The 22668-nt window shown below is 27.1% G+C and carries 20 protein-coding genes; 10 read left to right on the top strand and 10 right to left on the bottom strand.

What is annotated here, in order from left to right; translation table 11 throughout:
* Positions 1-145 precede the first annotated feature (145 nt).
* Positions 146-784, bottom strand: a complete 639-nt coding sequence (locus IC214_RS06330; RefSeq protein WP_227435320.1) for a TetR/AcrR family transcriptional regulator — start codon at positions 782-784, stop codon at positions 146-148.
* 167 nt (positions 785-951) lie between these two features.
* Here IC214_RS06330 and IC214_RS06325 point away from each other — a divergent pair, with 167 nt between their 5' ends.
* From IC214_RS06325 to IC214_RS06305, 5 genes are all read left to right on the top strand, one after another.
* Entirely contained in the window at positions 952-1560 is a 609-nt protein-coding gene (locus IC214_RS06325; RefSeq protein ID WP_227483358.1) for an MBL fold metallo-hydrolase, read from the top strand.
* Between the two features lie 70 nt (positions 1561-1630).
* Positions 1631-2362 (top strand): PadR family transcriptional regulator, encoded by a 732-nt coding sequence (locus tag IC214_RS06320; RefSeq protein WP_413926649.1) that lies wholly within the window; start codon positions 1631-1633, stop codon positions 2360-2362.
* Between the two features lie 101 nt (positions 2363-2463).
* Positions 2464-3222, top strand: a complete 759-nt coding sequence (locus IC214_RS06315) for an ABC transporter ATP-binding protein (protein ID WP_227866400.1) — start codon at positions 2464-2466, stop codon at positions 3220-3222.
* Between the two features lie 3 nt (positions 3223-3225).
* Positions 3226-3966 carry an ABC transporter permease gene (locus IC214_RS06310; RefSeq protein ID WP_227825123.1) on the top strand — a complete coding sequence of 247 codons (741 nt, stop codon included), beginning with the start codon at positions 3226-3228 and terminating at the stop codon, positions 3964-3966.
* Positions 3966-5018: an ABC transporter permease gene (locus IC214_RS06305; protein WP_227825124.1), complete on the top strand. Its 1053-nt coding sequence runs from the start codon at positions 3966-3968 to the stop codon at positions 5016-5018. Before IC214_RS06310 ends, IC214_RS06305 begins: the two co-directional genes overlap by 1 nt.
* Before the next feature lie 129 nt (positions 5019-5147).
* On the opposite strand, the gene IC214_RS06300 is transcribed toward IC214_RS06305, so the two are convergent.
* On the bottom strand, positions 5148-5807 hold the full coding sequence (locus IC214_RS06300) for a CatA-like O-acetyltransferase (RefSeq protein WP_227825125.1): 660 nt from the start codon (positions 5805-5807) through the stop codon (positions 5148-5150).
* Positions 5800-6378, bottom strand: coding sequence for a TetR/AcrR family transcriptional regulator (locus tag IC214_RS06295; RefSeq protein ID WP_227825126.1), 579 nt, complete (start codon positions 6376-6378; stop codon positions 5800-5802). Before IC214_RS06295 ends, IC214_RS06300 begins: the two co-directional genes overlap by 8 nt.
* 344 nt (positions 6379-6722) lie before the next feature.
* On the opposite strand from IC214_RS06295, the gene IC214_RS06290 reads away from it, so the two are divergent.
* On the top strand, positions 6723-8801 hold the full coding sequence (locus tag IC214_RS06290) for a penicillin-binding transpeptidase domain-containing protein (protein ID WP_227866399.1): 2079 nt from the start codon (positions 6723-6725) through the stop codon (positions 8799-8801).
* Between the two features lie 428 nt (positions 8802-9229).
* Here the strand turns inward: IC214_RS06290 and IC214_RS06285 are convergent, their stop codons facing one another.
* Both IC214_RS06285 and IC214_RS06280 read right to left on the bottom strand, forming a co-directional pair.
* Positions 9230-11032, bottom strand: a complete 1803-nt coding sequence (locus IC214_RS06285; protein WP_227866398.1) for a BlaR1 family beta-lactam sensor/signal transducer — start codon at positions 11030-11032, stop codon at positions 9230-9232.
* A 2-nt stretch (positions 11033-11034) separates the two neighbouring features.
* Positions 11035-11421 (bottom strand): BlaI/MecI/CopY family transcriptional regulator, encoded by a 387-nt coding sequence (locus tag IC214_RS06280; RefSeq protein WP_227825128.1) that lies wholly within the window; start codon positions 11419-11421, stop codon positions 11035-11037.
* Positions 11422-11659: 238 nt separating this feature from the next.
* On the opposite strand from IC214_RS06280, the gene IC214_RS06275 reads away from it, so the two are divergent.
* The 3 genes from IC214_RS06275 to IC214_RS06265 all read left to right on the top strand — a co-directional run bounded on the left by IC214_RS06275 (position 11660) and on the right by IC214_RS06265 (position 13623).
* Complete coding sequence (locus IC214_RS06275) at positions 11660-12337, top strand: flavodoxin family protein (RefSeq protein WP_227866397.1); 678 nt, start codon at positions 11660-11662, stop codon at positions 12335-12337.
* Positions 12338-12348: 11 nt separating this feature from the next.
* Positions 12349-12774, top strand: a complete 426-nt coding sequence (locus IC214_RS06270) for a MarR family transcriptional regulator (RefSeq protein WP_227866396.1) — start codon at positions 12349-12351, stop codon at positions 12772-12774.
* 69 nt (positions 12775-12843) lie between these two features.
* Complete coding sequence (locus tag IC214_RS06265) at positions 12844-13623, top strand: EFR1 family ferrodoxin (protein WP_227435288.1); 780 nt, start codon at positions 12844-12846, stop codon at positions 13621-13623.
* Positions 13624-13778: 155 nt separating this feature from the next.
* Here IC214_RS06265 and IC214_RS06260 read toward each other — a convergent pair whose 3' ends face one another.
* From IC214_RS06260 to IC214_RS06250, 3 genes are all read right to left on the bottom strand, one after another.
* Positions 13779-14402, bottom strand: a complete 624-nt coding sequence (locus IC214_RS06260; protein WP_227435286.1) for a uracil-DNA glycosylase family protein — start codon at positions 14400-14402, stop codon at positions 13779-13781.
* Between the two features lie 302 nt (positions 14403-14704).
* On the bottom strand, positions 14705-17179 hold the full coding sequence (locus IC214_RS06255; protein WP_227863252.1) for an FtsX-like permease family protein: 2475 nt from the start codon (positions 17177-17179) through the stop codon (positions 14705-14707).
* A 2-nt stretch (positions 17180-17181) separates the two neighbouring features.
* The gene (locus tag IC214_RS06250) at positions 17182-17850 is read right to left on the bottom strand and encodes an ABC transporter ATP-binding protein (protein WP_227483347.1); all 669 of its coding nucleotides are present in this window, start codon (positions 17848-17850) and stop codon (positions 17182-17184) included.
* 593 nt (positions 17851-18443) lie between these two features.
* On the opposite strand from IC214_RS06250, the gene IC214_RS06245 reads away from it, so the two are divergent.
* Positions 18444-20432 carry a sensor domain-containing diguanylate cyclase gene (locus tag IC214_RS06245; RefSeq protein WP_227846190.1) on the top strand — a complete coding sequence of 663 codons (1989 nt, stop codon included), beginning with the start codon at positions 18444-18446 and terminating at the stop codon, positions 20430-20432.
* A 363-nt stretch (positions 20433-20795) separates the two neighbouring features.
* On the opposite strand, the gene IC214_RS06240 is transcribed toward IC214_RS06245, so the two are convergent.
* A complete protein-coding gene (locus tag IC214_RS06240; RefSeq protein WP_227483345.1) occupies positions 20796-21956 on the bottom strand; it encodes a sensor histidine kinase in 1161 nt (386 codons plus the stop codon).
* Positions 21944-22618: a response regulator transcription factor gene (locus IC214_RS06235; RefSeq protein WP_227863253.1), complete on the bottom strand. Its 675-nt coding sequence runs from the start codon at positions 22616-22618 to the stop codon at positions 21944-21946. Before IC214_RS06235 ends, IC214_RS06240 begins: the two co-directional genes overlap by 13 nt.
* Positions 22619-22668: the final 50 nt, after the last annotated feature.

Genomic DNA, 22668 nt, shown 5'->3' with positions numbered 1-22668 from the left:
TAAATTTCTATTTATACAGATATTATACAGATACACAAAATCATACACAATGGAAATCCTTGTTCTACAACAAAGTTATCATTTTATCCTCTAGATTATCCTGCACAGAAAATAAAATTCCTGTCAAAAAACTTATAAATTAAAACTACGCTTTAAGTGAATCTATCAAAAGACCAAGAGTGGTTTCAATAAATTTTTTTTCTTCTATATTAAAATTGTTGAGATACGATTTTCCTGTTATAGATAATAAATTAAAAAATCCTGTAAGTGTAAATATTGATGAATACATAAGAGTGGGTATCTCAATATCTGACCTAATACTTCCATCAACTTTTCCTATTTCAAATAGTTCTTGTATTTCTTCAAACATAAATTTATTGAAAGAAAAAAACTTTTCTTTAAAAGGTATCTCTAAGTCTGAGTTTTTAGATTGTACAAGTCCAATCATTCCCATTAAAGCTAATAAAGAAGGCTCTTTACAGTAGAATTTATGAAATGCAGAATATGAAAATTTTAATCTTTCAAATCCAGTTTTACCTCTTGAACTTTCTATTTTAACACTATCCCAAAGTCTTTTATACCCTCTTAGTACAACAGCAAAAAACAAATCTTCCTTGCATGAGAAATATTTATATATAGTACGTTTTGTATATTCTGTTTCCTTTGCTAGTTCATTCATAGAGGTGTTATCAAATCCATTAAGACAAAATAATTTTTCTGCTTTGACAACAATTTCATTTTCTCTTTGGATTTTTTCTTTATCTCTTTTTGATAATTCTGGCATATAAAACACTCCTTTTTACTGATTCCATTGATAAAATAGTATACTAGTGGTATACTTATATAACAACGGTATACTATTGCGAATAAAATTAATGTAAAGCACTATAATTTATTATAACTTTACTAATTAATTATATAGGTAAAATATAAAAAAAGGGGGATTTATTTATGCAAATAAAAGAAAATATCTTGTTGTTAGATAGTACTCGTGGTGCAAATTGTTTTATTGTGTTTGATGAAGAGATTACATTGATAGATACAGGACTTCCTTTTATGGGGAATGGTATAATTAAAGAATTAAAAACACTTGGGATTCAACTAACTGATATTAAGCATATTTTACTGACTCATCATGATGTTGACCATATGTCTAATATTAAGTTATTGAAAGAATATACAGGAGCAAAAGTGTGGGCTCATATGGAAGATATCCCATTTATTATAGGAGAGAAGGATAGACCTGGATTCAAAAAATTTATTGGAAAGACAATTGCAAAAAGAATTATTAAAGATATAGAGCCTTATAGAGACAATATGCAAGTTGGAAATATAAAAATTATTCATACACCAGGACATACACCAGGACATGTTTGTATGCTTTTTGAAGATGTTTTATTTGCAGGAGACTTAGTTAAGAATAAGAACGGAAATATAATTCCATATCCTAATCTGTGGAACTGGGACTCTGAAAAAATGATGAAATCTGTAAATGAGTTAGAAAATTTAAAATACAACTGGATATGTATGTCTCATGGAAGCCCTTGTACTAAAGAATAAAAATAATAACTATTGACTATATACAACGTTGGTGATAGTATAATATCCAAGATAGAGTATAAGGTGGTGAATTTTTCTGATACGTACTTTAATTTTATATTATTTAAATATTAAGCCAACACATGGATATGAAATTCAAAAATTTTTACAAGTTTCTGGTGCAGATAGATGGACCAAAATACAATCTGGTTCAATCTACTATGCTTTGACAAAGTTAGAAAAAGATGGATTAGTTAGAGTTTTGAGAGAAGAAAAAAATGGTGCTAGAATTCGTAAGATTTATGATATTACACAAAGTGGTAAAGTGGAGCTAAGAGAAGAATTACAAAAAGAACTGCAAATGCCTATAGTTCCAATAGGTTCAAATAAGTTTTTGTTGTATAATATTTTAGATGTATTACCAAGAGATACTATACAAACCAATCTTGAAAAGCATATAAAGCATCTGATAGAGCAGAAAAAGTATTGGGAAAACTGGAAAGAAATTAAAAAGATTGATAAAAAAAGCCTTCCAACAGAAAGAATTGCCTTTGATATGACAATAGATAATTTGAATTATCAAATACTATGGCATGAGGAAATACTAAATAATATTGATAAGTACATATCTGTTGGTTATGAAACACAGAACGTCATTAAATCTATAGATTTTTCAAATATAGAAGAAGATTTTTTATTTGCAAATGAGGCAACAAGTGAACTATTAGAGGTTCAAAAACTCAGAGATGAAATAATTAATAATCCAGACAAAGCTATAGAAAATATAGATAAAATAATACTAAAATTACAAAATAAAAAATAAGTTTATTCATAATAACACGGGTCAAAGACTCGTGTTTTAAAAAAACAATATATACAACATTGGATATATAATATTGGTTAAAATATTAGGAGGTTTTATAAATGGAAAATGTACTATTAGAGATTGAAAAGTTATCTAAAAGATATAAAAATAAGGAAGTTGTATCAAGGGAGAGTTTTAAAATACTAGAAGGGGATATTTTAGGTTTTATTGGGCCAAATGGAGCAGGAAAAAGCACCTCTATTAATATGTTTACTACGATTTTATCTCCAGATAGTGGAGATATATATTATAAAGGTAAAAGTATCAAAAATCAGCAAAATGTTTTTAAAAGTGCTATTGGTGTTGTGCCACAAGAACTGGCAATATATGAAGATTTAAGTGCATATGATAATGTTAAATTCTTTTGTTCATTGTATGGTTTTAGAGGAAACGAACTCAAATCTCGAACTAAAGAGGCCTTAGAGTTTGTTGGACTTTGGGGTAGACACAAAGAACTTCCAGCAAAATTTTCTGGAGGAATGAAACGCAGATTAAATATAGCTTGTGCAATCGCACATAGTCCTAAAATTCTCATTATGGATGAGCCAACAGTTGGAATTGACCCTCAATCGAGAAATAAAATTATGGAAGCAATTAAAACGATTAATAAGAATGGTACAACAATTATTTACACTAGTCACTATATGGAGGAAATAGAAGCTTTATGTAATAGGATTGTTTTAATTGACAAAGGAGTAATTTTAGAAGACTTAGATAAGAGCGTATATAAAGATAAGTATTTAAAACTTGGTTGCAAGACCTTGGAGGATATTTTTTTATATCTTACAGGTACAAATTTGAGAGATTTGGAGGAATAATATATGAGATATTTTTTACCATTGTTTAGATTAGGAATAAAGAGAAGAAGTAAAGATTTTTTTATTTTATTTTATAATATTGTTTTTCCATTAATAACCATAATGTTATTAGGATATTTAACATCAAAATCTTATGGAACAGAATTTACATCATATAACTATTATACTATTGTCACAATACCATTTTGTGTACTTATGGGAATTATTAGTGTTTCATATGCGTCACAAGATGAGAAAATTTCTAGTACATCATATCGTTATATGATTTCTCCTATTTCTATAACAGCACTAGTACTTTCAAAACTTTTTTCTTGTACAATTATACTTTCACTGTGCAATGTAATAACTTTAATGATAATAAAAAGTGTTTTTCAGATAAGTTTTGGTGGAAATTTTTTAGTTATTATTTTTCTTTTAGTGTGTGAATCAACTGTAGTATCAGCTATAGGTTTATTTTTAGGTCTTGCATGCAAAAACTTAGATATACTACGTAATATCATTAATATACCAATAGTGGTTTTTGGTTTCTTAGGAGGAGTATTTTTTCCAGTTAGTTCATTAAACCCAATTGTTTCATTAGCAATTAATATATCACCATTGACTTGGGTCAATAGGAGTATAGTTACTTGTATTTATGATAATAATTTTCAACCTATTTTTTATATATCATCTATATTTGTAATGATAAGTATTTTAATTACAGTACTTACAGTTAAATTTTTTAAAAAGGAGGCATTTATATAGTGAACTTAATAGGTATTTTTAATAATAATTTTAAAAGAAATATAAATAAAAAATCAGGATTTTTAGTAACACTCTTATTTCCAATAATTATAGTAATACTTGGAGTAATGGCAAACTACATAAGTAAACCATCTTTTAATATTGGTATTTTAAGTGAGTATAAAAATGAGCAAGTTTTAAATGAATCTGAAAAGAATATTTATACAGATATGGTTAAGGCATTAAAAAGTACTCAAGGAATTGATGTTGAAACTGCAGATTTTAAAACAGTTAAAACTGATATTATAACTGGAAAATATTCTGCTGTTATATATTTTAATAAGGGTAATTTCGAACTTTATTCTATAAAAGATAAAAGTACAAATAATATATTAGAGTATTTAATAGAATCATATAAAGAAGATTCAACACCTATAAATATAAGTAAACTACAAGAAAATACATTAGGGGTTTTGCAAAGAATAATTGCTTTTATTGTATTATTTTTAATGATAACATCTACTATTACAGCATCAATGATTATTAAAGATAAGAATTCAGGTACATTTACAAGAATATTATATTCACCACAAAATATAAGAGGATATGTGTTAGGGAATATGCTATATAACTTTGCAATCACATATTTTCAATATCTAGTTTCTATAACTATTATTAAATTATTTAATATTGATATTAGTATCAGTTATATAAATTTACTTTTAATGGGTGTATGGATATCGGCTTTGGCAACTTCTTTTGGAACATTTGTATCTTCCTTGTTTAATAAAGAGATGTATGCAAATTTATTTGCTACTGGTATATCTCTTATATTATCACTTGTTGGTGGTTCATTTATTCCAATTGATAAAATGCCTACTATGTTGCAAAATATGAGTATCATAAGTCCCATACGATGGTTTATAAGTATTTCCACTTACATGGAAGATGGGAAAGGATGGTTTTCTAATATGAACTATATTTATATTTTAACAGCAACAATAGTAGCTTTAATTTTGTTAACTGTGGGATGGACTAAAAGAGTAAAATATTTAAATAAAATTGAGAACTAAATAAAATTAAAGAAAAAATAAATAGTTATAATTAAAATAAGTAAACAATCACATTATCCTATTAGTGCAATGTGATTGTTTATCCTAGATTATAAATATTATAATACATGGTTATAATACAGATGTTTTTTAGAATAGCCATGTATCAGTATTAAAGCACATTTTTTGTATATCATCAATAAAACAACTTACATGGTATCCATCAGTAGCTGCATGATGTACTGTTATAGAAAGAGGGAGAAGTATTTTTTCATCTTTTTGATGATACTTACCTGATTCAACTGTAGGGAAAAAATAATTTTCAAGACCATGATTATGTACAGTAAAGCTTTTAAAACTAATCCATGGAAGACATGAAACAGTATAGCAATTTTTTGGAGGATTAGGTTTTGCTAAAAAACCATAATTTTTTCCATATTGTTCAACATCATTTAAGTAACTCTTATAGAATATTGAAAAATCTTTATTGTATTCTGTCCATATTGATGAAAAAGTTTTATTATCATCATGAAAAATTGCATAGAATGGAGTTAAAGTATCCCAATATCCTAGTTCATTTTCATCATATGCAATCTTTAGTTCTTTATATCGATTTAAACAAGTTGTTACTATATATAGATATGCTGGATAAAATTTGATATTTTTCTTTTTTGTTTCATCAAGTAAATGAGTAATATCTATTTCTATAGTTAAATCAAATCCTACATTTGTCATCTTTGAAAAATAATAAAAATGTGTATATCGTTCCCAGTTTTGTAAGTCAATTTTATGGAATTGTTGTTTACTCATATAAAATCACCATATCCTTTATAAGATTTATTTGATTATCAATATCGTTATCTGTAAGTATTAAAACAGGTGCGGATGTCTTCATACTATCAAGCAAGAACATTATGTGTGTTGCAAGTATTGTAGAATTACATTTTTTAAATTCATTTTTAGATTGTCCATAATCTATTAACTTCGAAAGCATTGTAATAGCTGAGTTATATCTTTTGTTCATATAATCACGCTGGTCTTTTTCTACAAAAGCAAATTCATGGATTGCAAAATCTAGTCCAGAATATTCACTTTGTATTTCTGACTTTTGTTGATTAAGAAAATACTCTAACATTTGCCTAGCTGATATATTTTCTTTGATACTTTCATCTAATAAATTTTTAGCATTGTTTTTATGAGAATTTAGCATATCAATAAAAATTTCTTTTGTTGAATTAAAATGTCTGTATAGACCACCACGACTTAAATTACATGCTTCACAAACATCTTTCATAGTTACATTACTGTAGCCTTTTTCAGAAAATAACCTTATTGAAGTATCAATAATAAATTGTTTAGTTTGCATTCCTTTTGTTGCCATAGATTTTCCTCCTTTGCGACATATGTGTCGCTTTTGATTATAAGACACTTGTGTCGCTTTGTCAATTTAAATTTATATAGTATAAAACAGTTAGGTGTAAGATAACTTAATTTATTTTAAATTAAGAAAGAAATTTATTAAAGATAGTAATAATAATATTGACTTTTAAAACTTACATATGTAATATATAAATTACTATCAATTATAATATTTAAGATACATATTTTTTATGAGTATATTTAAAAACAATAGACCAATAAAAAAGTATATAATTGATATATTTATGGGCTTATTTTAAATTTAAAGCTTACATATGTAATATATTGAAGAATAAGGGGGTTTGTATGAAAAAAAAGATAAAAACAAAGAAATTACTAATCCTTGGAGCTTTAATCTGTTTAGTTACAGTTATTATTGGTCTTACAATTAATTTTGTATTGAATGGATTTAATAAAATCAAACCAGATGAAGTATTAAAACAGTATATGTCTTTCGCAAATGAAAGACAATATGAAAAAATGTACAATCTATTAGATGAGAAAAGTAAACTAGAAAACAAAAAAGAAGATTTTGTCTCTAGAAATAAAAAAATATACGAAGGAATTAGTGCACACAATATAAGTATTGATATTAAGGACATTAAAAAAGATGAAGATGAAGGTACAAAAATAAATTATGATTCTAAAATAAACACTTTAGCAGGAGAAATCTCATTTTCAAATGAAGTATTGTTGACTAAAGACAAGCAAAAAAACTATAGAATAAGATGGCAGTCAAAAGTTATATTTCCAGAACTTGAAAATGATAATAAGGTTCTAGTATCAACACTTAAAGCTAAAAGAGGAAATATTTTAGATAGAAATGGTGAAGTACTTGCTGGTCAAGGTCTTGCATCTGTTATAGGATTAGTGCCTGGAAAGATGAGTAATAATGTAGAAGACCTAAAAAAACTATCTGATTTACTAGATATACCAGTTGAGCAAATCCAAAAAAAATTAGATGCATCTTGGGTAAAAGAAAACTCAATGGTACCTATAAAAACTATTGAAAAAATAGAAGAAAATCCAGATGGATCTGTAAAAGAAAAAGATAAATCATTACAAGAATCATTACTTAGCATTTCAGGAGTTAAAATATCTAATACAGAGGTAAGAGCATATCCACTAGGTGAAAAAGCTGGTCATTTAACTGGGTATGTTCAAAATGTGAATGCAGAAATATTAAAAGAAAAAAAGGGAAAGAACTACAATGTTAATAGCATAATAGGTAAAATTGGTTTAGAAAGTTTATTGGAAGACAGAATACGTGGTATTGATGGATGTGAGATTATCATAGCTGATAGATATGGAGATAAAAAAGAAACTTTAGCAATTGTTCCAAAGCAAGATGGGGAAGATGTCAAACTGACCATTGATTCGAAGATACAGAGTAAATTATATGACCAGTTGAAAAATGATAAAGGTTGCGCAGTAGTTATGAATCCTAAAACAGGAGAGATTTTATCTCTTGTAAGTAGTCCATCATACAATCCAAATGAATTTATACTAGGTATGTCAGGGGATAGATGGAAGGAACTCAATGAAAATGAAAATAAACCAATGTATAATAGATTTAAAGCCAGACTATGCCCTGGGTCTTCTTTCAAACCAGTTACTGCTGGTATTGGTATAACAACAGGAAAGATTAATCCTAATGAAAATTTTGGACATAGTGGTCTTAGTTGGCAAAAAGATTCTAGTTGGGGAAGTTATAAGGTAACTACATTAAAGGATTATGGAAATACTGTAAATATGAAAAATGCATTGATTTACTCTGATAATATTTACTTTGCCAAAGCAGCATTAAAAATAGGTGAAAATGTATTATCAAAAGAATTGTTAAAACTGGGATTTGAAGAAAGTATACCATTTGAATTTGGATTAGCTTCTTCAAAATTTGGTACTGACAATAAATTTGATACAGAAATACAATTAGCAGATAGTGGGTATGGTCAAGGTAAAGTACTTGTAAATCCAGTACATATGGCATCAATATATTCAACTTTTGTCAATGATGGAAGTATGATAAGGCCTTATCTTGAATTTAAAGAAAATCCACAGGCTGAATTCTGGAAAAAAGATGTGTTTTCTAAAGAGTCTGTGAAAATTATTCGTGATGATTTAATTCAAGTTATTGAAAATCCAAATGGAACAGGCCATAGTGCTAAAACTGAAGGAGTTACTATTGCTGGAAAAACTGGTACAGCAGAAATTAAAGCATCAAAAGATGATACTACTGGAATAGAGCTTGGATGGTTTAATGCTTTTACAGTTGATGAAAATAGTGACAAACAGTATTTAGCATTAGCTATGGTTGAAGATGTGAAACATCGTGGAGGAAGCCATTATGTTATACCTATTATAAAATCAGTATTTGAAGATTAATATGATGTATTAGAGATTATATTTTTGGCTTATTTTTAGATAAAAGTCAAACTAATAAGAGACTTCACTATATAGTGAAGTTTTTTATTAGTTCAAAAAATAAAATAGTGGCAACAATTGAGGATGTGAGGGAGAGTTGCCACTATTTGTATAGGGTATTATATTATGTTTTTAAGCTAGTTTTACTATCTTCTATGTTTATATAATAAACCTTGTATATGAATTTTATAGAGAATTAATTTGAATATTGTATGAAGTTTTTAAATCTTAAAGAAAAAGTATTAGGTTTTATGTAAATAAATAAAAACTTACATAAATATTTAAACTATTTATAAATAAAATCCCATATTTAGAGTATTTATATAGATATGTGTAAACAAATTACAACCATCAAATTTTTTTATTGTAATTTTAAAAGTATATTTGCATTAATTTGTCTTATATATTTTTTTATCATTTAAAATAGACAATGTTATTTTGGATGCTGTGATACCATTAGAATAATCTTTACTTTGAATGTTTGTTGCAAATAAATAAGTATTTCCATTTTTTTCTAAATAGCCTATAAACCAACCATTTACATCTTTTCCATTTATATTAGCAGTACCAGTTTTTCCATAAAGCGATACTCCAGCTTCTTTAGATATCAATAATGAATCTTTTACAATTTTTATATTGTCATCTTTAAATTTAAATTTATTTGTATAAAAATCTTTAAGTAAATTTACCTGTTCAATAGGTGAGATTTTCAAAGAAGATTCTAACCAATAGTTTGATATCCCAGATGAAACATCACAATTTCCATAGTTAATTTTTTTTAGATAAGTTTGTACTTTCTTCATACCATTTTTTTTGTCTAAATCTTGAAAATACCAGTTAACGGAGTTTTCCATAGCAGAAAATAAGTCATGGTCTTTATTCCAAGAATCATTAGTAGAATACTTCCCATCCCAATGAATGTATGAATTATCTCTTGTTATCACACCATTTTCTAATCCCAACAAAGCACTATAAATTTTATAAGTGGAGTCTGGTGAAATTCTCGTTTTACTTTTTTCTTCATTATAAATATGATACTGATTGGACTCTAAATCATACATTACAAAACTCCCATCAAAACCCTTGAAATACTGACTTAAATCTTCATATAAAGTTTGATTACTTGTAATATTATATTTTTCATTGACATCTGCCATAATGGATAGTGTAGGGCTACTTCCAAATACAATTAAAGCTATTATTGTAAAAATTAAAATACTTTTAAGTTTTAAAGCTTTTGACTCAATTTGGAAATCTGTTATCTTTAATATACGTCTTTTTATTTGCTTTTTTGAACCACCAATATCTGAAGTAAGTGTGAGATTAGATGGCTTTGATAGATTGTCTATAAAATTTATTATGGTATGTCCATATTCTATGTAGCTATTCTCATCAAGTCTTTTTAAAACTGAAATATCACATGCAATCTCACGGTCTAATCTCATTTCTTTAAGTGCATACCAGATAAGAGGATTAAACCAATATAATATTTGGAAAAAACACATTAGATAATTTACTAAAATATCTTTGTTTTTAGAGTGTTGTAATTCATGAAGTAAAATATATCTTATGTCTTTTAAAGATAATTTAGATATAGATTCGCTTGGTAATATAATATGTGGCCTAAAGTATCCAAATGTAATAGGTGTATTTATAATAGATGATTTACATAGTATAAAATTCTTATCTAAACCTATATTTTCTTTACAGTGCTTAAAAAGTGAAAGTATCTCTTCATCTTCTAAAATTTGTACTGATTTTTTTATATTTCCTATTTTAAAATTACAATGAACTGTAATAATTATCATGGTTGTAATTCCAATTATCCATAATGTTAGCAATAAAATATTTAAATTATCGAAATTAGATTGACTCAAAGATACTGAAAAATCTTTTAATGCATTTGAATTATTAATTATACTGTCTGAAGAGTTTTTTACAATAGAAGTATTTGCTGTATTATTTTCAATCTGAGTAAAACTAGATATATAGCTAAATATATTTAAATGATTAATATATTTAAGCGGAATAAATGGGATTATTAACATTATAAGTATCATAAACCCGATATTGTATTGATACATTGCAGAAATATGTTTTTTTAATATTTTTTTAGCAAGCAAAATTATAATAATTAAAAAAGATAAGGTTATTGTGCTAAGCAAGAATCGAATAAAAAATGGAGCATACATACTTACTTATCCTCCTTAGTTTTCCTTTTATCTAAAATATGTCTTAATTCTTCTATATCATCTTCTGATAATTTATCATTCTCTAAAAAATTTAGTACCATAGAATTAAGTGTTCCATTATAAAAGCGATTTAAAAAAGAACTACTTTCTGTAGATACATACTCTTCTTCTTTAACAATTGGAGTATAAACAAAGACTCTGCTATTTTTTTCATATGCCAAAGCTCCCTTTTTAACCAAACGCAACAACATTGTCTGAATAGTCTTAGGACTCCACTTACTTGTTTTTACTAGCTTTTCAATCACTTCATTCGTACTAATAGGAGCATGTTTCCAAATGATTTTCATTACTTGATATTCTGCTTCTGAAATCTGTGGTAGTTTTTTCATAAGATACCTCCTTATACTTACATTTGTAATATATAAAGTATATTATCATTAGTTTGCTTTGTCAATTTTTTTAAATAGTTCATTTTTAGTCATCTAGAAAGTACATGTATTTAAATATAAATAGTATTAATTAAGCTGTATGTATGGTAAAAAATTAAATATAAGGATTATATTGACAGTTAAAAAAATGGTTGATATACTTATTGTTGATATAACAACTAAAATGGAGGTATAAATTATGATAATTACAGTTATAAATGGAAGCCCTAGAAAAAATGGGGCAACATCAAATGTTTTGACTCAGTTATGCAAAGATATAAAAAAAATTAAACCAAATGTCAAAATCAATTTTTTTAATCTAAGTGAAGTCAATCCATCATATTGCATTGGTTGTTTAAATTGTTATAAAATAGGTAAGTGTATTAATCAAAATGATAAAGTAGAGTATATTCATGATATAATTACTAAGAGTGATGGTGTTATATTTGGTAGTCCAACTTATGGAAGTAGTGTAACTGGTCTTTTTAAGGTGTTTACAGATAGAGCTCATATGATGTTAGAGCGATTATTGTATCATAAACCATGTATAGCAGTTACAACATATGAAAATGCTCGTGGTTCAAAAGCTATTTCTTTTATGAAATCAATGGTTTTAGATTCAGGAGGTTATGTTTGTGGTCATTTATCTGTAAAGGTTGGATTTAATCAAAATCCTATAGTTGAAAGAGTAGAATCAAAGATACAAAAGGTATCTAAAAAATTTGTTTATTGTATAGAGGAAAAGAAAAATCCACCTGTGTTTTCTCAAATCTACGACTTTATTGCTATGAATATTATTTTAAAGCCAATGGCATTTAAAAATATTGAGCAATATAAAGGAATAATTGATAGATGGGAGGCGCAAGGTATTATTTAGATGGAGGTATTATGAGAGATTTTGATAAATTATATGAAGTCACAAGTAAGTTAATAAGTACTTCATTAAAAGTAAAAGAAGATTTAAAAAAGATGTTTAAGCAAAATGGATATGATATAACAACTGATCATTATGCTTTATTAAGATTTCTATGGGAACAAGATGGAATTTCTCAAATAGATTTGTGCGAAAAATCATGTAAGGATAAATCTAATACAACAAGAATTTTAGATGTTATGAAAAATAAAGGCTTGATTGTTCGTAAAGTAGATGTTAAAGATAGACGAAAATTTCAAATATTTTTAACAGATGTAGGCAGAGAATTAGAAGAGCCATTAAATAAAATTGCAGATATATATGCAACAGATACATTTAAAACTATTTCAGATGAGGAGCTGTCTTTATTTACTGAAGCTTTAGATAAACTCAGTAAATAAGTATAAATTATGTTTTAAGAAGTCTTTTTAACTCATTGATGATACAAAACAATAGAAAGAGGGATAGGGATGAGTTCTAAGATTTATTATTTTTCTGGAACAGGAAACTCTTTAGTGGTTTCAAAGACTTTAAAAGAAATGTTAAATGAAAATGGGGAAGTAATACCTTTAGCTATACATAGAAAAGAAAGACATATAGACGTAAATGAAGATATATTGATAATTGTTTTTCCAGTTTATTTCGCTGATGTTCCTGATATAGTAAAGTTTTTTATAGATAAGTTAAATTTTAATAGTAATACTCATATATATGCTATTGCCACTTGCAATGGGGTGGCTGGACACAGTTTATTTACTATAGATAAATTACTTAAGAAAAAGGGTAAAAAATTATCTGCTGGTTTTTTAATTAATATGCCTGGAAATGCTTTGATAACACCTCCAGATGTTGAAGAGGAAAGATTGAGAAGTCAAACTAATAGAGTAGCTGAAGTTGCAAAATGTATCAATAACTTGGAATTTGGAAATATAGAGGGAAAAAACAATTTAAAGTCACATATAGATAGTGTTGTACTTCGTCTAGTAGGTAAAAACATGCAGATTGCCACCACTAAATTTTTTGCAGAAGATAATTGTAATGGGTGCGGAACATGCAAAAGAGTTTGTCCATTAGAAAACATAAGTATAGTTGACAGAAAACCAAAGTGGGGTAATGAGTGTGAAAGATGTTTAGCCTGTTTTCATTGGTGTCCAAAAGAGGCTATTAATATAAAAAAATCGTTTTTGACAGATAGAAAGAAGTATCACCATCCAGATGTTACAGTAAAGGATATATTTTTAGATAAATAGATATGTTTGATTTGTTCAATGATGGACAATATTAAAGGTTAGTGATAAATAATATTAAATAAAAATTTAAATTTACTATAAAAAAAGTACTATAATTATAACTTATGATTTGAAAAGTAGAGTGCCTCAAAGCGTTTTTATGAGGCACTTTTCTATTATTTTATAAGTTCTATCATTTTTTGAATATCTTCTGAGGCCATTTCGAATTTTGATTTTTCAATCAATAAGTTTCCACCAGTCATAATATATGATGGGAATATTCGTAAATTGTCATAATAAAGTTCATTATTACGAAGTTTGTATGTTGAAATAGAAGGAACTGCATTCTTTTTTGTATGTTTTTTAGTAATCATATTAAAAGATTTTTTTGCTACATCTCCCATTAACATTATTACCTTTAGATTACTGAATAATTTAATTTCTTCTTCTAAAATAGGCATGTGCGATTGAATAGTGTCGCGAGTTATTGTATATTCTGATTTAGGTAATTTTACTGCATTTGTTATATATATGCCTAGATTTAAGATATCGTTTATGCTAGATACTTTTATACCTGCATTTTGGAATAAAGGGATTGTATTTTTTAAGTAGTCAGCATGCTCATCTAAACTATAAAAATCATCATTAGGATTACTTGGTACAACTTCGTTAATCATTATAGTTTTTATAGAGTCTGTATCTATTGTTATATTGGGAAGATATGATAAGACTTCATTATCCTCAAAAAGATTATTATTTTTAATAAATTCATTTAAAGTTGATTTTATATTTATCTTCATATGTTTAAGCTCCTTAATTTTAAGCCTTAAATACTATAAAAAGTAATTGTAAAGCAAAAGAATTTTAAAAACATAATAGCACAATAAACATGACAACATAATGTCATGTTTATTAATTAATAACTTATATAAAGAATATCCTTTGAAAAGTTCAATTCTATTTAAAAACATAAAAAAAGACCATAAATAAAGGCGATAGCAATATTTGTGGTCATAAAGATATATAATCAAAAAATCTATAGGATTATAGTTTTAAAAAGATAATTTATTATGTTTTATTTATAGATATTAATTTATTATTATCATTCTATAATATCTATACAATCAATAATATCCATTTTTTTAATTCTCCTTAAAGGAATAAGAGTGGCTATAATACATGCAATTATAGAAACAAGTGTAGCTTGTGAAATCGAAACAATTGGGATATTAGTAAAATCAATTTTTTCTATAGTAGCCATGTTTATTATAACAGTACTGGCATATCCTGCAATTGAACCAAATATAGAAGCAGAGATTCCATAATAACAACCTTCCCATAAAAACATTTTGTATAAACTACTGTTACTCATACCAATAGCTCTCTTAACTCCAATTTCATTAATTCTAGTATTAATGTTTGTATGAGTTGTGTTAATAATGTTTAAAGTACCAATCAAACCTACAAATAGTATAATAGTCCATGCTAAAAATTGTATTTGTTTGAAACTTTCTTTAAGTTGGTTGTCTGATTCAATATACGATATCCAACGAGAACCTGGATTGTTTTTGCAAATTTGTTCAATAGATAATTTTATTTCTTCTAAATTTGATTTATCTTTAGCATAAACATTTATCTGACTGAATTTATTTTTATTTGTTAGGGTGTCATATACAGTATCATATACAATAACATCAATACCATTTAACCAACCATTACCCTGCAAATTAATCATTTTATCTACAGTATTGTATACTTTTAATTGTTTTTTATTAATTGTAATATTATCCTTTGGTTTTAGATTTGTAGCCTTAAATTTTGTATCTGATGTAGAAATAGCAATTGGATTTTTTATAAGACATAGAGAGCCATTTTTGAAATCCTCCAATAAAGAATCTTTTACAGAAGGTATTAATTCTTTAAGAGTTTGTTCATCAACTCCAATAACTTTTAACATTTCAGAACCATTTTCAAAGTTAATATCTGTATTTATTTCCCCTTGTTTATATTCAGAGTATTTGATAAAAGAGGTACGATTGATATTTTTCATGTTAACTATTTTATCTAGCGTAGATTTATCAAAGCCAGGCACTTCATTTGTTAAAGAAAAATCTCCTTTTTTTAAGTCACTAACCGATTTGGATACATCTAATACATTAGAAAATTCACTCAGTGCAACAAATACTGTTATACTCATAAATAATGATAGTATAGTTATTATAGTTCTACCTTTATTTCTTTTTAGATTTAGCCATGCTAGATGTCTTTCGAAGTTTTTGATTGGTTTTTCTCGTTTAATCTTAATTTTTCTTTTGATTTTGATAGTGCTACCAGCCATAGCAATTTTAGGAGAAACATGTGAAGCATATATTGCTGATGGTAAAGCCGCAACAAATGAAAATACTAGTGAAATACTAACACTTAATAATAGTGGAATTAAGTATGCTGTTGAATTTCTCTGTATAATCTCAGGCATTTGTTTACTGTCATTTACTAAAAATATATCTGGATTTAAAATATTCGTAACCATCTCAGTTATGCTTTCAGAAGAAACAATTCCAATTATAGCTCCAATAGGTATAGCAATAGCGCATAAAAATAAAATTTGTAAGATAATAATTTTATATAGTTGCCTTGGTTCAGCTCCAATTGCTCTTAAACATCCATACTCTTTGATTTTCTTTGTAACAGAAATTTTTAAAATATTATAGATTACAAGTCCAGAGGCCAGTAGTACTAAGAGTGCAACAAATAAAGATATTATTATAATTATAGACATATTAGCACTATTGGAACTGTTTTTATCTCCTTCAAAGTTAATTCCTAATGTATTTAAATAAACCCAGTTGTATTGAATTGAACTACGAGAAATATTGACTTTTTTGGCTAATTGATTTATAATTTCCTGAAATTTATTTTGTTGCTTTATTTTAAAATCCAATGATGATAAAGCATATCTTTTAGGTAATAGATTTTCTGATGTACCTTTACCTACAACACTATTTACTATTCCACTTGCATAGCCTGTGTAGTCATTTTCTAAAATACCACTTAGTTTAAAATTGGTTTTATAACCATAGGGTTGTTCTGTATCATTTAAGAGTGAGATATTTAAATCCATAGGAATAGTTATACCAAGTTTTGGTTTTATTCCCATAAGTTGTAAGGTGTTTTCATCTAAAGCAATCTCATTTTTATTTTTAGGAAGATTTCCAAACTTTAGTTTCATTAGTTTTGGATAGTTGGAAAGTCCTATTTTATCGTATTCTTTTACAAGTATAGAGATACCTGTATTCTTTATTTTACTAGTACCAAGTGTTGTTGAAAGACCAGCTTGGTAGATTCTATTATCTTTTTTTAGTTTATCAACTTGAGTTTTATTGAGTTGGTGAAAGGATACATGTCTATCACCATTAAAAGAGCGAGCTTGCTCTTTTCTTAAGTTTTGAAGTATGCCAATTGATTGACCTACTACAGTTGTCATTATAGTTGACATTATTATTGCAATAACAATTAATGTAGTCATAAGTTTTTGGTTTTTTAACTCTTTTATTGAAAGTGAAAGGTAATTCTTCATTACTATTTCACCTCCATAAGTACACCATCAATTATTGAAAGCTGTCTGTCAGCAAGCTTTGCAATCCTATCATCATGAGTTATTACTACTAGAGTCTTTTTAAATTGTTTTGATGTTTTAATAAGAAGATTCATAACTTCACTACCACTTTTGCTGTCTAAGTTTCCTGTAGGTTCATCTGCAAATATTACATTTGGCTTTGCAATTAATGCTCTAGCAATAGCAACTCTTTGTTGCTGACCTCCTGAGAGTTCATGTGGAAGATGATGCAATCTATCTGAGATTCCAAGCAATGATGAAATTTCATTTAAGTATTCTTTATCAGGTTGTCTTTTATCTAATAATACAGGCATTGAAATATTTTCTGAAGCTGTCAAAACTGGTAGTAGATTAAACTGTTGAAATACAAATCCAAAACATTTTCTTCTAAGAGTGGAAAGTTCCTTTTCACTATATTTATACATATCTTTCCCATCAAGTAATACCTGCCCAGATGTAGGACTATCTAATCCACTCAAGATATGTAAAAGTGTACTTTTTCCACTTCCAGAAGGTCCAATGATAGAAACAAATTCACCTGAGTTTATTTCTAAATCAATGTTGTTTAATGCAATAACTTTGTTGTTATTAGAACCATATATTTTTGATAGTTGTTTTGCTTTTATAATCATAAAAAACACACTCCTTTTTTATATAAGAAGAGTGTAAGTCATAAAACTCAATTTTCTCTCAACTTTTATACAATTATATAAATAAAAGTAAATTATAGACAAAAAGGATATAAATATATTTGAAATACTGTGTTAAAAAATAAGATAGATAGACTTATCTATATCTATTATTTTGAATCTCAATAGAAATTATAATTTAATAAAGAAATAAGAATAAAAAATTAAAATGAAATTTCCTTAGAGAAGTTTAATTAGTTTAAAGAAAATATTTAAAGAAAATTTATTAAAACTAGGCAGATTTAAGGGTATTTGTTGAGTACAATTCAATTCGTAGGGGTATAAGGGTTAAATGGATGTAATTTACTATTAAAGAAAAAGATTCCAAAATAAAGTAGGAGTTGCTATGAACATTTTTACTTAATATTTTTATTTGTTCATAGTGGTTGATATAGGAGGAGGATAACTACTAATAAAATTAACTGTAGCTTTGAAATATAAAGCTGTTATGGATTATTATTGTGATATAATAATTGTAAACATAAAATTAAACCAGATATTGGGAGGACTATAGAATATTGGGAAGACTATACAATATGAAGATAGTATTCGCAAAACTGCGAATAGGTGCAGTTCCACTTATCTTGAGCATTGCCCTAATTTTGACAGGTATATTGTCAGTTCGTTCTATCAACAACCTTGAGGGAGATGCACGTGTTATCAATTATACAGGTATTATCCGTGGTGCTACACAGAGACTGATAAAAAAAGAACTTGCTCATGTACAGGATGATAGTTTGATTGCACATCTAGATGATATACTAACAGGGCTTTCTAATGGAAGTGCTGAACTTAATTTAATAAGACTTGAAAGTGAAGAGTATCAATCATTATTAGTAGAAATGAAAAAGGATTGGTCAGATATTAAGGTAGAAATCATGAGTTATAGAGATGGCGGTTCTGGGGACAAACTGTTTGAGATGAGTGAAGATTACTTTAACTTAGCGGACCAGTTGGTAATGGCTGCAGAGGTATATACTGATAAAATCGTTCAAGATGCTCGAAATTTATTGTTTTATATTAATATAGTGTTTATATTGATGGCAGGGCTATGTACTGTTTTTGCTTTCTGCCAAGATAAACGTCGCAGAAGATTGATTGAAGTTGAAAATGAGAATAAACTAAAAAACGAACAGTTATCAAAAAGGTTGCAAGAATTGCTTGTTCCTATAAATGAAATAACAGAACTAATGTATATATCAGACATTGATACCTATGATTTGCTATTTGTCAATGAAGCTGGAAAGAAAACTTTCAATATCAATGACGAAGAGCATTTGAAGTGTTATAAAGTATTGCAGGGATTTGATTCTCCATGTTCATTCTGTCAGAATTCTATTCTAAAAAAGGATGAAAATTATACTTGGGAACATACAAACCCAATCACTAAACGCCACTACTTATTAAAAGATAGATTAATGGAGTGGGAAGGCCGCACAGCAAGAATGGAAATTGCATTTGATATTACTGAAGCAACTAATGAAAAAATTGAACTAGAGAGCCGTTTGAAGAGAGATAATGTTCTTGTTGAATGTATTCGAGAACTTTATCGCAATCATGAAACGTTAGATGCTACTAATTATGTATTGGAACAGGTAGGAAATTTGTTTTTAGCTGAACGTGCCTACATTTTCTTATTTCATGGTGATAATCTATCTAATATTGCAGAATGGTGTAAAGAAGGTATAATTCCACAAATTGATAACCTACAGGATTTACCACAGTCAGATTTTGCAATGTGGCTCAATGTGTTTCAAAAGCGAGGCAATGTAGTTATTCATGATATAGAAGACTTAAAATTGACTATGGAGTTTGAATATGAGATTCTTTTACAACAGAAAATTAAGCGTCTGGTCATGGTTCCATTAGAGCGTAATGGAAAATTAGATGGATGTATTGGACTGGATAACCCCTCTATAAACTTAACGGAAAATGCAGCTACATTTCTTGAAACTCTTAGTTATTTTATTATGATTGCAATGCATAGAAATGAAAATGAGGAAGTTCTTTATCGTTTAAGTTACTTAGACACTCTTACTTCTTTTTATAATAGAAACCGTTATATTCACGATATTGATAACCTTGTGGGCGAAAAAAATTCTATTGGCGTAGTATATTTAGATGTAAACGGACTCAAGGAAATCAATGATAATTTGGGACATGATTCTGGTGATGAGTTGCTTAAAGCATGTGCAAAAATCATTCAAAATAGCTTTGAAATAGGTTCCTACTATCGAATTGGTGGTGATGAATTTGTAATTATTTGCATAGATATAAGTGAGAATGAATTCAATGAAAAAGTTCAAAAATTAAGGAATAATTTTATGAATGATGAATGTAAAGCTGCCATTGGTTCAAAATGGGAAGAAAATTGTGAAAATATTCAATTCATTATAAAAACTGCAGACGAACTCATGTATGCTGATAAAAAAGAATTTTATCATAACCATCGTGCAACAGGACGCTATCGACATAATACTGATGTATTAGAAGATTCAGATAGATTGAAAGAAAAAAATATTTAATAAACAGTTTCAAGTTTATCTGTACATAAATTTATACATAAAGAGTAAAGAAGTTATTTAAGCAGAAGCATTAGTATGTTATTTGAATGATAATGGACTGAGTTAATTGACAGATAAATTTATTATTGTATTATAAAAATTAAATTTAATTAGCGAAATAGATTTTTATGTATTTGAAATGTGTTGTGTAAATCTATCTGATTTAAAAAAATCAGATAGATTATATTTATGTTTAAGGTTGCGTCTTTTTATTAGAATGTAGGCTATAGGGTATATTTTAATAAAACTTAAAAGTTTATTATACTTTATACAAAGTTTATTATGTTTTATACAAGAAAATCTAGATTAAAAATTAAAGTACCTCTAGTCTTTTGTTGAGAACTTTGTTGTAATTTTGGCACCACCAATTGGATTGTTTTCAATAAAAATAGAACCACCATGTTTCTCACATAATACTTTAGATATATAAAGACCCATACCAAAATTTAAGTTGTTATTATTTAAAGTCTTATCTTTATAAAAAGGTTTTAATGCTGATTTTATAGATTCTTCACTAAATCCCACACCATCATCTTCAATTACGAAAGTAAGGAATTCTTGCTCAAGGTATATAAGTATAGATATTTTATTTTTTGCATATCTAAATGCATTTGATATTATATTTTCAATAACTCTATGAATAATATTTTCATCAAATAATACGTTTATATTATCCACTTTATTTGTAATTTTAAAAGATTTTCCAGCTTGTTTTGATAGAATAGAGATATTGCTATCTAAGTTTTCTACAAAAGCATTTATACTTGATGTAGATTTTGTAATAACTAGCTCTTCTAATCGTTGAGCATTACTCATACTATTTACATAGTATTCAATTCTGTTGATATGTTCAGACATAAGTTGTGCAGTTGATAAAATTTTTTTATCACTAAGTTTTCCTGTTGGCATGTATTTTATTAAATAATCTGAGTATCCCTTTAGAACAGTCAGAGGATTTCTTAAATCATGAGAAAAAGCAGCATTAAGCTGTTTTCTATCGTCTATCATAGTCCACATTTTTATATTATTTTTATTTAGTTGCAACCTCATTTTCTCAAAGGCACTACACAGATTACCTAATTCGTCATTACTCTTATATTCTAAGTAAAAATCTAAGTTATTATTGGATATTTCGTTTGCTCCTTTATTAAGTATTTCAATAGGTATCTTTAATTTTACCTTATAAAAAATTATATCAGCCAATAATAGAAGTCCTATAAAAAATACGAGTGGGAGTATAAGCTGAAGTGTACTAATTATATTAATCAATACTTTATCAAAATCACTATATTGATTTAAATTATTTTGCACTATGGTTATAGTTTCTGTGTATAAAGGAGTTTGTAAATATTTGTCTTGTATAGAGTGATATATGTAATTAAGTAAAATGTATGAGACCGTTGTAAGTACTGATGCTATAATTAATGAAGATAGAGTGAGAAAGAAAAAAGATTTTTTTAATGACATATTCTTTATTTTATCCATTTGTAACCAGCTCCCCATACTGTTTCTATGTAATTATCAAGAGTATATCTTGATAATTTAATTCGTATTTTTCTGATATGTTCCATTATAACATCACTATTTCCATTTTTATCATAGCCCCATATTCTATCATAAATTCTCTCTCTATCAAATACTTGACCAGGGTTCGTAGAGAGAAGTTCTACGATATCAAATTCTTTTTTTGAAAGTGAAACTTGGTTATTATCAATGGAAATTGACCTTTTTTCATAGTCTATTACTAAATCTTTATAAAAATTGACTTTAGTATGATTTGATTTTCTTTGTTCGCGTCTTAAGTGAGCAGAGACTCTTGCCCCAAGTTCCTCTAAATCAAAAGGTTTTACAATATAATCATCAGCACCAACACGAAAACCATTAATTTTATCATTGTTTTCAATTTTGGCTGTTAAAAATAAGATAGGACATGATATATAGTTTCTAATTCTACTGCAAACTTCAATTCCATCTATTTCAGGCATGTTTATATCAAGTAGAATAATGTCTGGATTTTTAGATATTTTTTCTAGTGCTTCTTTTCCATTTTGAGCAGTATAAACTTCATAATCATTTATTTCAAAATAATCCTTTAATAAAGTGGTGATTCCTTCCTCGTCATCTACAACAAGTATTTTACTGTTCATAAAAATTCTCCTTTCTAAATAAAACTTTTTAAACAACTTCTATTTTAGTA

The sequence above is a fragment of the Clostridioides sp. ES-S-0190-01 genome, from assembly GCF_020658275.1.
Taxonomy (GTDB): Bacteria; Bacillota; Clostridia; order Peptostreptococcales; family Peptostreptococcaceae; genus Clostridioides.
This window is presented reverse-complemented; position numbering and strand designations above follow the sequence as displayed.

Coding starts and splice junctions, on each gene's coding strand:
- IC214_RS06330 (WP_227435320.1), bottom strand. CDS start 784: ATGCCAGAATTATCAAAAAGAGATAAAGAAAAAATCCAAAGAGAAAAT.
- IC214_RS06325 (WP_227483358.1), top strand. CDS start 952: ATGCAAATAAAAGAAAATATCTTGTTGTTAGATAGTACTCGTGGTGCA.
- IC214_RS06315 (WP_227866400.1), top strand. CDS start 2,464: ATGGAAAATGTACTATTAGAGATTGAAAAGTTATCTAAAAGATATAAA.
- IC214_RS06310 (WP_227825123.1), top strand. CDS start 3,226: ATGAGATATTTTTTACCATTGTTTAGATTAGGAATAAAGAGAAGAAGT.
- IC214_RS06300 (WP_227825125.1), bottom strand. CDS start 5,807: ATGAGTAAACAACAATTCCATAAAATTGACTTACAAAACTGGGAACGA.
- IC214_RS06295 (WP_227825126.1), bottom strand. CDS start 6,378: ATGGCAACAAAAGGAATGCAAACTAAACAATTTATTATTGATACTTCA.
- IC214_RS06290 (WP_227866399.1), top strand. CDS start 6,723: ATGAAAAAAAAGATAAAAACAAAGAAATTACTAATCCTTGGAGCTTTA.
- IC214_RS06285 (WP_227866398.1), bottom strand. CDS start 11,032: ATGTATGCTCCATTTTTTATTCGATTCTTGCTTAGCACAATAACCTTA.
- IC214_RS06280 (WP_227825128.1), bottom strand. CDS start 11,421: ATGAAAAAACTACCACAGATTTCAGAAGCAGAATATCAAGTAATGAAA.
- IC214_RS06275 (WP_227866397.1), top strand. CDS start 11,660: ATGATAATTACAGTTATAAATGGAAGCCCTAGAAAAAATGGGGCAACA.
- IC214_RS06270 (WP_227866396.1), top strand. CDS start 12,349: ATGAGAGATTTTGATAAATTATATGAAGTCACAAGTAAGTTAATAAGT.
- IC214_RS06265 (WP_227435288.1), top strand. CDS start 12,844: ATGAGTTCTAAGATTTATTATTTTTCTGGAACAGGAAACTCTTTAGTG.
- IC214_RS06260 (WP_227435286.1), bottom strand. CDS start 14,402: ATGAAGATAAATATAAAATCAACTTTAAATGAATTTATTAAAAATAAT.
- IC214_RS06255 (WP_227863252.1), bottom strand. CDS start 17,179: ATGAAGAATTACCTTTCACTTTCAATAAAAGAGTTAAAAAACCAAAAA.
- IC214_RS06250 (WP_227483347.1), bottom strand. CDS start 17,850: ATGATTATAAAAGCAAAACAACTATCAAAAATATATGGTTCTAATAAC.
- IC214_RS06245 (WP_227846190.1), top strand. CDS start 18,444: ATGAAGATAGTATTCGCAAAACTGCGAATAGGTGCAGTTCCACTTATC.
- IC214_RS06240 (WP_227483345.1), bottom strand. CDS start 21,956: ATGGATAAAATAAAGAATATGTCATTAAAAAAATCTTTTTTCTTTCTC.
- IC214_RS06235 (WP_227863253.1), bottom strand. CDS start 22,618: ATGAACAGTAAAATACTTGTTGTAGATGACGAGGAAGGAATCACCACT.